Raw genomic sequence first — 11,207 nt, 5'->3', positions numbered from 1 at the left:
GCACCGCAAGACCAGAATCGCTCAGGATGCGTGTATGAGCACGACGGGGGAGGCCGCGCGGCGCGCGGTCGTGGCGCGCACGGGGGTCGCGCCATGAGCGCGCGCCTGCGCGGTATCGCGCAGCAGACGGAACAGATCGTGGCGGCGGGGGCCTATCGTGCCCCCGACGGCCGCGAGCTGTCGGTCGCCGCGGAGGTCGAGGCGGCCCGGGACGGTACGCGGATGCACGGGCCGGAGCCGGTGCGGGTGCCACCGATCTCCCCGACGGACACGCGGTTCGAGGTGTCGGGGGAGAGCAGCCTGGAGGCGGCCCGTCGGCTCGCCGGGCCGGTGGCCGTCCTGAACTTCTCGTCGGCCCGCAACCCCGGCGGCGGCTATCTCAACGGCGCCCAGGCCCAGGAAGAAGCCCTGTGCCGGGCGTCCGCGCTGTACACCTGCCTGATCGGGGTCCGGGAGTTCTACGACCATCACCGCACCCATCGCGACCCGTTCTACACGGACCGCGTCATCCACTCCCCGGCCGTCCCCGTCTTCCGCGACGACCGCGGCCGACTTCTGGACTCGCCGTACACCGTCGGCTTCCTGACGGCGGCCGCACCCAATGCGGGAGTCGTACTCCGTACGGTGCCGGAGCGCGCGGCCGAACTGCCGGGGGCCCTGGCGGTGCGGGCCGAGCGGGTGCTGGAGGTCGCGGCCGCTCACGGCTACCGGCGCCTGGTCCTCGGCGCGTGGGGCTGCGGGGTGTTCCGGAACGATCCGGCGCACGTGGCGGGCGCGTTCCGGGCGCTGCTCGGCCCCGGCGGACGGTTCGCCGGGGCCTTCGAGCACGTGGTGTTCGGAATCCTGGACCGCACGACGGGGAACGTGGTCAGAGAGGCGTTCGTACGTGCGTTTCCGGAGCGTCAGCTCCAGCCGTAGCGTCGGGCCCGGCCGGTCTCCGGAGCGTCAGCTCCAGCCGTAGCGCTCCCCCAACCGGTGCCGGACCAGGTTGAACCGCATCCGGTCCAGGGCGCACGCCTCCCGGCGCATGCCGTCCTCGTGCAGTCGCAGTACGCGTTCCACGGCGACCCACGAGTCCCGTCCCGACCGGTCCCAGGGCCCGCTGCCGATCGGCACCCACTCCCGGTCGCCGTCGTGCCGCTTGCTCGACAGCTGGACGGCGAGGAAGGTGCCGCCGGCCTCGCGGGCGACGACCAGCACGGGGCGGTCCTTGCCCCGGCCGTCGTTCTCCTCGAAGGGGACCCAGGTCCAGACGATCTCGCCGGGATCCGGGTCCCCGTCGTGCGCGGGCGAGTACTCCGTGCGCACCCGGCCCACCTCGCGGGGGTCTGCCTCGGTGGTGGCGGACGGGCCGAACCGGCCGGGGACGTTCTCATCGGTAAACGCAGTCACGGAGGCAACGTTAGAGCCCGCGCGCCCGGGTCTGCTCCCCTCACCCCCCGTCCTTCTCCACCGGGACCTTCTGCGTCGGCGGCGTCACGACCCCGTTGAGTGGCGAAGTGCCGTTCGGGGCCTGCCCGTTCTGGTTCATCGAGGCGAGCAGCTGACGGGCCAGGCCGAGACCCGTGCCGCCCATGGTGAGTGCCTTGGCGAGCATGTCCGCCATGCCGTCGGCGCCGTTGAGGACCACCATGTTGTCGACGCTGCCGAAGGCGGACGCGCCGGCCTTCACGATCTCCGGCCAGTTCTCGGCGAGTTGCTGCGCGACGACGGCCTCCTGGTTCTCGGCGAGGGCGGCGGCGCGTGCCTTGATGGCCTCCGCCTCCGCGAGGCCCTTGGCCTTCGCCGCCTCGGCCTCCGCCAGGCCCCTGGCCTGCGCCGCGGCCGCCTCCGCCTCACCGGTGGCGCGAGTGGCCGCCGCCATGGCGGTGCCCCGGGCCTTGGTCGCCTCGGCCTCGGCGGCCGCGGCCGCCTTGACCCGGGTCGCCTCGGCCGCGGCCGCCAGCTCCGTCTCCTTCGCCTTGGCCTGGGCTCCCGAGATGCGTGCGTCGCGCTCCGCCTCGGCCAGCGTCCGCTTCTCGTAGGCGTTCGCGTCAGCGGGCTTGCGGACGTCCGCCTGGAGTTGCTGTTCACGCCGGTGGGCTTCGAGTTCGGCGACCCGCGTCTCCTGGACCACGACCTCCTGGCGGGCGGCGGCATCGGCGAGCGGTCCGGCCTGGCGGGCCTTCGCGCCTGCCTTGTCCCGCTCGGCCTGGTAGCCGGCCTGGAGGATCTCGCTGTCCCGGGTCGCCTCGGCCATGCGCGCGTACGACTGCTGCTCGGCCTCGGTGGCCAGCCGGTTCGCCTCCGCCTGCGCGATCCGCGCGTCCCGCTGGACGGCTGCCGCGTGCGGCATCGCCAGGTTCTGGATGTACCCGGTCGGGTCCTCGATCTCGTGGATCTGCAGCGAGTCGACGATCAGCCCGAGCTTCTCCATCTCCGTGCCGCAGGCCGCCCGGGTCTGCCCGGTGAGCTTCTCCCGGTCACGGATCATGTCCTCGACCGTCAACCCGCCCACGATGGACCGCAGATGACCGGCGAAGACGTTGTGCACCCGCTCCGACATCAGCTTCTGCTGGTCGAGGAAGCGGCGGCCCGCGTTCGCGATCGACACGAAGTCGTCGCCCACCTTGAAGATGACCACGCCCCGCACCTTGAGCGGAATGCCCTGGTGGGTCACGCAGTCCACATGCAGTTCGGTCTCGTTCAGGTCGAGCGACAGCTTGCGCACCGCCTGCACTCCGGGCAGCACGAGCGTGCCGCGCCCGGTGACGATACGGAAGCCCATGCCCGCCTCAAGGCCCTCCGTCTTGTGCTTGGAGCCGGAGATGATCAGTGCCTCGTTAGGTTCCGCGACACGCCACATCATCTTGAACAGACCGATCAGAACGAGGACGGCGGCAACCGCCACCCCCGCAACGACGCCGACAACCATCGGCATACGCCCCCTTTGGATGGTGCCCTTTCGGCACCGAACGAAGGGAGTGTGCGCTCGTGCGACGCCTTGGGTACAGACGCTGACGCATCCTTGTCGAAACCTTGATACAAACCGGTCTCACCTGGGGTGAAGGGGGCTCAACTGTCGTACGCCGCCTGCACGTAGACCGTTCTCGGCGGGAGGTACTCCACGACCATGACCACCGTGCCCCGCTCGATGCGATCAGTGCCGGAGGCGGGGTAGGCGAGGAAGTGCTCGGCGCCGCCGCGCACGCGGACGATCACCTCACCGACCAGCCCGGGCCCGACCGCACCGGTGACCCGCCCCATGAGCCCGACCATCGACGCGTCGTCCATGGTCACAGGGTACGGGCCGAACGCCGTCACGCCGCCGGGGAGTCCGTGACCGCGTGCTCCGGCGGCCACGCCGAGTGCCAGCGCAGCTCCGCCTCCAACTGCGCCGCGAGACAGACCAGCAGCGGTTCACTGTTCGCCGGTCCGAGCAACTGGGCGCCGACCGGCAGACCGCCGTCCACGAAACCGGCGGGGACGTTCACCCCGGGCCAGCCCAGCACGTTCCACGGCCAGGCGTACGGGCAGGCCGCGATGATCGCGCGGTCGGTGGCGAGGCCGCCCAGGCTCAGCAGTGCGCCGATGCGCGGCGGGGGAGCGGCCGTGGTCGGCGCGAGGATCACGTCGTACGCCGTGAAGAAGGCGCCGATACGCCGGTGCAGAACCGCCTCGGCGCGCCGCGCCGCCCGCAGTGGCACCCCGCCGAGGAGCCCGCCCAGCCGGGCGGCACCGTGGGTGCGGGGGTCGAGGAGGGCCGGGAAGGGCGCCTCGCGGACGCGCTCGGCGATGCCGGCGGTGGCGCGGGGTACGAAGGTCAGTCCGATCTGGCCGTACGGCGGATCGGCCTCCTCGACGAGGTGCCCCAAGTCGCTCAGTTTCTCGGCGAGTTGGACGACCCGGGCGCGCACCTTGGGCCGGAGCCGCGCGGGCAGCGCGGTGAACGGCGGCTTCAGGGAGAGCGCGATGCGCAGCCGGCCGGGGTCGCGCTTCGTCGCTTCCAGGGCTTCGACGACCGGCGGCCGGTGCGGGTCCCGTTCGTGGTTGCCGGCGGCCGCGTCCAGCAGGAGGGCCGCGTCGGCGACCGTACGGGCCAGCGTGCCGTTGACCGTGATGCCCTGGAAGGACTCGCCGCGCGGCCAGGTGGAGATCCGGCCGCGCTGCGGCTTGATGCCGATGAGATGGGTCCAGGAAGCCGGGATGCGCACCGAACCGGCGCCGTCCGAGCCGAGCGCGGCCGGCACCAGACCGGCGGCGACGGCGGCCGCCGAGCCGCCCGACGAGCCGCCCGGGGTGTGCTCCGTGCTCCATGGATTGCGGGTCGCGCCGAAGGCGGGCCCCTCGGTGAATGGCCACTGCCCGAACTCGCAGGTGTTGGTCTTGCCGACGATCACGGCCCCGGCCGCGCGCAGCCGCCGTACCGCCTCGCCGTCCTCGGCGACGGGCGGAAAATCGCCCCGGCAGCCGAAGGCGGTCGGTTCGCCCGCCACGTCCATGTCGTCCTTGACCGCCACCGGCACTCCGAGCAGCGGCTTGCGCACCCCGGCGGCCAGTTCCTCGTCCGCGGCCTCAGCCTCGGCGAGGGCCGCCTCGGCCCGTACGATCCGGAAGGCGTTGAGCGACGTCTGGGTGGCCTCGATCCGGGCCAGCGCCCGCTCCACGAGCGACCGGGACGTCACCTCCCCGTCGGCGAGCGCACGGGCGGACTCCGCGAGGCCTGCGGAACGGTCGAGCGTCATGCGGGACACCTCCGGGAAGGGCGCTGTCTACTGAACGGTAACGTCCGGAGGGGCCCGGCGGAACGTTTCTGGCGGCAGGGCCGGGCTCACGGCCGCCCATCGGTGCACGCCACAGCTTTCTCTCAGGGCTCACAGAGTCGTGCGCAAACCATTGACGGGCCCCGGCCTCACACCTACCTTCTGATCGACTTTCCGAACTGAGTTCGGAATTTCGAACGCCAGAGCCGCATGTGTTTGTGTCCGAGAGAGAGCCGCCCGTGACCACACGACCCCCCGCGCCGTCGCGCCGCACCCTGCTGAGGGTGATGGCCGCCCTGCCCGCTTCGGCGCTCGTCCTGGGCGAGGTGCCCGGACTGCTCGGCACGGCCTCGGCCGCCGCCCCGCCGAGCGGCTCCGCCACCCGCTACACCGTCGTGCCGTTCCTCAACAGCAACGACGGCACGGTGAACGTCTACCAGTCCGACGACGCCACAGACTTCCGGCTGGCCAAGGCGTCCGCCTACACGCCGCCGAGCAACCGCATCCGCGACGCGAGCATCTTCAAGCACACCAACGGCTACTACTACATCACCTACACGACCCACACCTGGCAGGACGCGAGCACCACCATCGGCTTCGCGCGCAGCTCGGACCGGGTCAACTGGACCTTCCTGTACGACTACACGGTCCCGATCACCAACCTGTCCCGGGCGTGGGCGCCGGAGTGGTTCGTCGACAGCGACGGCAGCGTGAACGTCATCGTGTCCTGCTCGACGACCAACGACGAGTGGATCTTCACCCCTTACCTGCTGAAGGCCACCAACTCCGAGCTCACGGCGTGGAGTGCACCGGTCGCCCTGTCCGGTATCGGCGCCAACCACATCGACACGTACATCGTGAAGATCGGCTCGACGTACCACGCCTTCACGAAGAACGAGACGGCGAAGTACATCGAGTACGCGACGGCCTCGAACCTCACCGGCCCCTACACCATCAGCCGCACCGGCAACTGGGCGGGCTGGGGCAGCTACCGCGAGGGCCCGGCGCTGGTGCAACTCGACAACGGCGGCTGGCGGATCTTCTTCGACGGCTACGGCGACGGCAACTACTACTACAGCGACAGCTACGACACCTTCGCGACCTGGTCCGCCCCGGCCGCGCTGCCCGTCGTCTCCGGTACGGCACGGCACTTCACGGTGATCAAGGAGACCGTCACGGGCGGCCCGAGCCTGGCGAAGAACGTCACCCGCTCCTTCCAGTCGGCCAACTTCTCCACCCGCTACTGGCAGAACCAGTCGTCCCTGCTCAACCTCCCCGTGGTGAGCGGCTCCAGCACCACCGCCGAGAAGCAGGCGTCCACCTTCACGGTCGTCGCCGGTCTCGCCGACGCCAACGGCTACTCCTTCCGCGACGCCTCCGGCAACTACCTGCGCCACTGGGACTTCCGCGCCCGCTTCGACCCGAACAACGGGACGTCGACCTTCGCGAAGGACGCCACGTTCATCGCCCGCACCGGCACGGCGAGCGGCTCGCTGCGCTTCGAGTCGTACAACTACCCCGGCTACTACCTGCGCCACTACAACTACCAACTCCGGGTGGACCGGACGAACGGGACGGATCTGTTCCGGCAGGACAGTTCGTTCGTGCCGGTGACTGCCTGGGCCTGAGCTGCGCATGTGCTGACCTGGGCAGTTGCACTCACGGCCGCGGAATACGTCCCTCCAGCTCCCGGGAGTTCCCGGCCAAGTGTGCAATAGATGTGCAATGACCTTGCCGGCTGGGGTGTGTCGCTCAGCCGGCAGCGAGCGGTGGACCGACGCAGGCGGCCGCCGCCGCATAGTGGATCTCGAAGTGTGGTTGCGACCCCTGTGTGCGCTCGTCGTCGCAGGGGTCGCGGCCTTACGCGTCATACGTGCATCAGCGGGAGTTCGCGCGGCAAGGCGGAGCGGACCCGGTGAGTGCTTCATTGTGGCCCCTGTCGGTGGATGGTCTGCTGCTCCTGGCCACGATCGGCCTCTTTCCGGCCCGGCCCGTAGATCGCGTACAACGGCCGGTCGGGCACGGGGACTTGAGAGAGCTGGACCCGCAGCGCGCCGGACACGAGATCCTCGTAGGCCGAGCGCTGGGGGAGCAGGGCGATGCCGCGGCCCTGGACGGCGGCTTTCTGCAGGGCGATGTAGGAGTTCGAGGAGAAGACCACGTTGCGGATCTTGTGCAGCGTGGAGGTGGGGCCGTGTCCAAGGCGCAGTGCCCGCGGTGACCAGCAGGGCACCGGGCAGGTCGAGCCGGGCCGGCTGCGGGGCGCGGGCCGGGACGACTGCGGGCAGGGCGGCGAGGACGGCGAGGTCGATGGGCACGTTGATGTAGAAGACCCACTGCCAGCCGGGTCCGTCGGCGAGGGCGCCCCCTATCAGGACCCCGGCCGCCGCGCCCGAGCCGCCGATCGCGGCCCATACGCCCAGGGCCTTGTTGCGCTCGGCGCCGTGGAAGGCGGTGGTGACGATCGAGAGCGCCGCGGGGGAGAGCAGGGCGGCTCCGATGCCCTGGGTGATCCGTCCGCCCAGCAGCACGGAGGCACCCCCGGCGAGCCCGGTGACCAGGGAAGCGGCGACGGCTCCCGAAGTCGCATGGTCGGCCTGCCGGGCGCTCAGCCGGGAACGTAGGGATCCCACTCGTCCCGCGCCCACTCCGAGTCACCGAGCGGATAGTTGTACGCGGGCCTTCCCACGTTCCCGCTCGTCCGGAACGGCTTGCCGCGGTCGTCGACGCGTAGGGTGCCCCGCTCGTCGCCGCTGGACCAGTCCAGCTCCAGGTACCAACTCACGTTGTGCGCCCGCGCGTCGGCGAAGATGTAGAAGACCTCGGGGTCGGACTCACTCACCTTGTACGGGAAGTCGCGCTGCCCGGCCTCGGGGGAGGTGGCGGGCCGCCCGGCATCGAGGTTCACACCGAACGCCGCTGTGTCCACGCCGCCACCGCACCCGACGCCCATCGCGAAGTCGTTCCAGGTGAGCGGCGCGCTCTTCTCCACCACCCGCACATGCAGTTCCTTCAGGACGACGGTGGCCTTCCCGGTGCCCTGCACGGTCAGCGCGAGCATCTGCCGCCCGCCGGCGACCCCGCCGAGCGCGGTGACCCACCCGCGCGCGTCGGGCTCGGTCGGCGGTGGAGGCACCTGCTCGGGCTTCCCGTCGACCAGGTAGTGCTGGCTGCACGGCCCTTCCCACTTGTACGGATCGACGGCGACGGTGGGTGCGGAGGCCCCGTCCTCGGTACCGGCGCCCTGGTCCGCCACGGCCCCGCGGCTCCGGGAGGCGGAGGCGGAGGCGGTGGCGGAAGCCGTGGGGCCGGCGCCGCGCGAGGCGGACGGCGAGGCCGACCTGCCCTTGGCGTCGGCCGACTCGGAGGCGCCGGGGCTGTCGACGACGGGCTCGGAGGCGGCTGCCACGGACTGCTTCCCGCCCTGGTCGTCGTCACCCTCGCCGGGGACGAGATTCACCACGAGCGCGATCGACACGACGGCGGCGGCCACGGCGGCGCCGGCGAGGACGACGGTACGCCGCCGTGCAACGGGAGCCTCCGGCAGGGACCCCCGCTCGAGTTCGGGATCGGCTTCGCCCATCGCCTCCGTGGCGGTTTCCGTCGCGGGCTCCGGATCCTCCTCGGCAGCGGCCCCGCCTGCCTTCTGCCCCCGCCGGGCATCCGCGAGAACCCACCGCCGATGCAGTTCCATCAGCTCCTCGGGCGTCGCCTTGCACACCCGGGCGAACCGCTCCACGGGAGCGTAGTCCGTCGGTACGGCATCCCCGTTGACGTACCGGTGAAGCGTGGACGCACTCGTGTGCAGCCGCTTCCCCAGCACCCCGTAACTGAGCCCGGACCGCTCCTTCAACCGGCCCAAAAGCTCCGAGAACTCGTCCCCCGCCACCGTTCCTCCCTCTCCTCACGTCCCGGACCCCCGTTCCAGGGGAAGGCGATTCCCCCAGGTCAGAGCTGTTGCAGGCGTTCCAGCGTCCCGGATGCTCCGCCAGGCGTGGCGGCCGGGACGGATCACCGCACAAGCTCGGGCCATCCAAGCACGCCGCTCCCGGCACCCGATCGAGCGGCCCGCGCCAACACCCGTACTGCACCAGGGGGATCACATGTCCACACGCACCCACCGCACCCGCATGCTCGCCGCCGTCGCGATGACGGCCGCCACGCTGTCGCTCGCGGCGTGCAACCAAGGAGAGGGTGTCCGTGACGAGGGTGCGTCGGCCGGATCCGCGTCCGCGTCGTCGCCCGCGGCGTCCGCCACGCCCTCGCCCGAGGAGAGCGGGGGAACGTCCACGGGGGCGGGACAGGCCGACCCCGCGAGCTCGGCCTCGGAAGGCACGACAGGCGGCGAGGCCGGTTCAGGCGGTACGACGGGCTCCACGGGCACCTCAGGTTCCACGGGCTCGCAGGACTCGGAGTCCGCGTCCGCACCCTGCTCCGACGCGGCCACCCGGACGACGGCCACGGTGGTCTCCCGCCCCCTGAACCACCTCCTCCTCACCGTCACCAACACCGGCTCGAAGAACTGCGACCTCACCGGCTACCCGGCCGTCCGGTTCGGCGAGGCCCAGTCCGTCCCGCCGGCCTTCGAGGACTCCAAGCCGCAGGCGGTGGTCACACTGGCCCCCGGTGAGTCGGGCTACGCGAGCGTCCTTCTCGCGGCCGCCGACGGCAGCGGCTCCAACGGCTACACGGCCAAGTCCCTCACGGTCTTCCTGGGCAAGGGCGCCGGCGCCGGCGCGCACCCGTCACTCCCCGCGAAGGGCGTGTACGTCGACGACTCGATCGGCGTCTCGTACTGGCAGTCGACCATGGCCGACGCCCTCGCCTGGTGACGGCACCGGTACAGCAGGCCGCTCGGCCCAACCGTCGAGCGGCCGACGCGCGACTGTCGGTGTCGGGTGTCACGCTGATGTCAGACACGACCTGCGAAAGGGAATCGCCGTGATCACCACTGACCTCACTCCGGGCTCCCCCTGTTGGCTCGACCTCGGTGCCCCCGACGTCCGGGCCGCCGCGGCCTTCTACGGCGCGGTGCTCGGCTGGGAGTACGAGTCCATGGGGGAGGGGGAGGACATGGAAGGCGGGATGTTCCGCAGGGACGGCAAGACCGTCGCCGGGCTCGGCAAGCTCACCGAGGCGGGCGCGCGCTCGGCCTGGATGATCTATTTCAGAGTCACCGACGCGGACGCCACGACTCAGGCCGTGGAGAAGGCCGGCGGCACGGTGCGGGTGGCGCCGATGGACCTCGACGACTGGGGGCGGATGGCGCAGTACAGCGACCCGGCGGGGGGCCAGTTCGCGGTCTGGCAGCCGGGGAGCAACACAGGCGTCGAATTGGTGGACGAACCTGGCTCGCTGTCCTGGACCGAGCTGTACACGAGCGACGCCGCGGCCTCGAAGGATTTCTACGGCGGTGTCTTCGGCTGGCAGTTCAGCGACATGGCGCTGCCGGGCGGCGGGGGCACCTACAGCCTCATCACCCCTGCCGGGCTCCCCGAGGAGCGCATGCAGGGCGGCCTCATGGAGGTCCGCAAGGAGGACCTCGCCCTGGCGAACGGGCGGCCGTACTGGCACCCGGTCTTCGCCGTCGCCGACTGCGACGCCGCGGTCGCCAAGGTCACCGAGAACGGCGGCAGCGTGCAGATGGGACCCGAGGACGCGGAGGGCGTGGGCCGGCTGGCCGTCTGCCTCGACCCGTCGAACGCGGACTTCGTGGTGCTCACTCCGGCCCAGAGCTGAGCCCCGCAAGGACGGCGCCGGATTGCTGTCCGCTCCGCTGTCGCTCCGTCGCCGGTGGCCCCTTTCGCGACCGTGCGCCGGGCGTACGCCCGCAACGGCGAGTGTCTGGGCCCGGGCCGCGTCCCGGAGCCGCCGCAGGGTGACCGCTCGATCGTGGTCGTCCCGGTGCCGAACCCGTCGCGGCCGACGTCCGAGGGCTGACGGTCGCCGTCCCGCTCGGCGGGGAGGTCCGCCCCATCGCCCTCCACGTCCGTGAGACGTCCGCCGCCGGCCCTGGAGCCCGCGTCACCGTCCTCATTCCCGGACATCGAGCCCGAGCGGCTGTGGCAGCGACTCGTGCAGAACCTCCCCGCACGGTGGTCCGTGGCGGCCCGCGCATTTGTCTGCGCGGGCCGCCGTCGTTTTCCGTACGACGCTCGCCACGGCGTAAGAGGTGTGTCAAAGGTCTTGGCGTTGCCGTCAGAGAGGCGTCAACGGTGGTCGATTGCGGCCGCGGAGAAGGTTGCCTGGATCCGTCCGTTGCTCTTTCGTACCTCTTCCAGGAGTTCGCGATGGCCGATCTGGCCTTCGTCGTCACCACGATCGCGGTCTTCGCGCTGGTGGCCCTTGTCGCCAAGGGGGTGACGAAGCTGTGACCGCCGAGAACACCGTCGGCCTGGTCGTGGCCGTCGCCCTGCTGGCTTATCTCGTCCTCGCGTTGATCTTCCCGGAGAGGTTCTGAGGACA

11 protein-coding genes and 3 pseudogenes are annotated in these 11,207 nt (G+C 71.3%); 7 read left to right on the top strand and 7 right to left on the bottom strand.

Going from position 1 to position 11,207, the window contains the following annotated elements:
- Window positions 1-93: 93 nt before the first annotated feature.
- A complete protein-coding gene (locus ADK57_RS35415; RefSeq protein WP_053753770.1) occupies window positions 94-918 on the top strand; it encodes a TIGR02452 family protein in 825 nt (274 codons plus the stop codon).
- Between the two features lie 27 nt (window positions 919-945).
- Here ADK57_RS35415 and ADK57_RS35410 read toward each other — a convergent pair whose 3' ends face one another.
- The 4 genes from ADK57_RS35410 to ADK57_RS35395 form a co-directional block, all read right to left on the bottom strand.
- Entirely contained in the window at window positions 946-1,392 is a 447-nt protein-coding gene (locus ADK57_RS35410; protein ID WP_053753769.1) for a type II toxin-antitoxin system PemK/MazF family toxin, read from the bottom strand.
- Window positions 1,393-1,432: 40 nt separating this feature from the next.
- The gene (locus ADK57_RS35405) at window positions 1,433-2,920 is read right to left on the bottom strand and encodes an SPFH domain-containing protein (RefSeq protein WP_053753768.1); all 1,488 of its coding nucleotides are present in this window, start codon (window positions 2,918-2,920) and stop codon (window positions 1,433-1,435) included.
- A 134-nt stretch (window positions 2,921-3,054) separates the two neighbouring features.
- Window positions 3,055-3,273, bottom strand: a complete 219-nt coding sequence (locus ADK57_RS35400) for a hypothetical protein (protein WP_234390510.1) — start codon at window positions 3,271-3,273, stop codon at window positions 3,055-3,057.
- Between the two features lie 26 nt (window positions 3,274-3,299).
- Window positions 3,300-4,724, bottom strand: a complete 1,425-nt coding sequence (locus tag ADK57_RS35395; RefSeq protein WP_053753767.1) for an amidase — start codon at window positions 4,722-4,724, stop codon at window positions 3,300-3,302.
- Between the two features lie 257 nt (window positions 4,725-4,981).
- Between ADK57_RS35395 and ADK57_RS35390 the strand changes: the two genes are divergently transcribed.
- Together ADK57_RS35390 and ADK57_RS52640 are read left to right on the top strand one after the other, a co-directional pair.
- Complete coding sequence (locus ADK57_RS35390) at window positions 4,982-6,370, top strand: glycoside hydrolase family 43 protein (protein WP_053753766.1); 1,389 nt, start codon at window positions 4,982-4,984, stop codon at window positions 6,368-6,370.
- Window positions 6,371-6,573: 203 nt separating this feature from the next.
- Window positions 6,574-6,672, top strand: a pseudogene (locus ADK57_RS52640) (hypothetical protein); the annotation flags it as partial.
- A gap of 51 nt (window positions 6,673-6,723) precedes the next feature.
- Here ADK57_RS52640 and ADK57_RS35385 read toward each other — a convergent pair.
- The 3 genes and pseudogenes from ADK57_RS35385 to ADK57_RS35375 form a co-directional block, all read right to left on the bottom strand.
- Window positions 6,724-6,948 (bottom strand): annotated as a pseudogene (locus ADK57_RS35385) (LysR substrate-binding domain-containing protein); the annotation flags it as partial.
- Window positions 6,947-7,312, bottom strand: a pseudogene (locus ADK57_RS48220) (MFS transporter); the annotation flags it as partial. The pseudogenes ADK57_RS48220 and ADK57_RS35385, both read right to left, overlap by 2 nt.
- 38 nt (window positions 7,313-7,350) lie before the next feature.
- Window positions 7,351-8,631 (bottom strand): transcriptional regulator, encoded by a 1,281-nt coding sequence (locus tag ADK57_RS35375; RefSeq protein ID WP_053753763.1) that lies wholly within the window; start codon window positions 8,629-8,631, stop codon window positions 7,351-7,353.
- A gap of 214 nt (window positions 8,632-8,845) precedes the next feature.
- Here ADK57_RS35375 and ADK57_RS35370 point away from each other — a divergent pair, with 214 nt between their 5' ends.
- From ADK57_RS35370 to kdpF, 4 genes are all read left to right on the top strand, one after another.
- Window positions 8,846-9,574 carry a DUF4232 domain-containing protein gene (locus ADK57_RS35370; RefSeq protein ID WP_053753762.1) on the top strand — a complete coding sequence of 243 codons (729 nt, stop codon included), beginning with the start codon at window positions 8,846-8,848 and terminating at the stop codon, window positions 9,572-9,574.
- A 109-nt stretch (window positions 9,575-9,683) separates the two neighbouring features.
- Entirely contained in the window at window positions 9,684-10,481 is a 798-nt protein-coding gene (locus ADK57_RS35365) for a VOC family protein (protein WP_053753761.1), read from the top strand.
- A 476-nt stretch (window positions 10,482-10,957) separates the two neighbouring features.
- Window positions 10,958-11,116, top strand: coding sequence for a hypothetical protein (locus ADK57_RS50665; protein ID WP_199830760.1), 159 nt, complete (start codon window positions 10,958-10,960; stop codon window positions 11,114-11,116).
- Window positions 11,113-11,202, top strand: coding sequence for a K(+)-transporting ATPase subunit F (gene kdpF / locus ADK57_RS46620; protein ID WP_063786060.1), 90 nt, complete (start codon window positions 11,113-11,115; stop codon window positions 11,200-11,202). The genes ADK57_RS50665 and kdpF overlap by 4 nt, the downstream gene beginning before the upstream one ends.
- Window positions 11,203-11,207 lie beyond the last annotated feature (5 nt).

Origin of the sequence: Streptomyces sp. MMG1533, from assembly GCF_001279775.1 — a bacterium.
GTDB lineage: Bacteria > Actinomycetota > Actinomycetes > Streptomycetales > Streptomycetaceae > Streptomyces.
The sequence above is the reverse complement of the archived record's forward strand: the minus strand, read 5'-3'. Positions and strand labels throughout refer to the sequence as shown.

Coding starts and splice junctions, on each gene's coding strand:
- ADK57_RS35415 (WP_053753770.1), top strand. CDS start 94: ATGAGCGCGCGCCTGCGCGGTATCGCGCAGCAGACGGAACAGATCGTG.
- ADK57_RS35405 (WP_053753768.1), bottom strand. CDS start 2,920: ATGCCGATGGTTGTCGGCGTCGTTGCGGGGGTGGCGGTTGCCGCCGTC.
- ADK57_RS35400 (WP_234390510.1), bottom strand. CDS start 3,273: ATGGACGACGCGTCGATGGTCGGGCTCATGGGGCGGGTCACCGGTGCG.
- ADK57_RS35395 (WP_053753767.1), bottom strand. CDS start 4,724: ATGACGCTCGACCGTTCCGCAGGCCTCGCGGAGTCCGCCCGTGCGCTC.
- ADK57_RS35370 (WP_053753762.1), top strand. CDS start 8,846: ATGTCCACACGCACCCACCGCACCCGCATGCTCGCCGCCGTCGCGATG.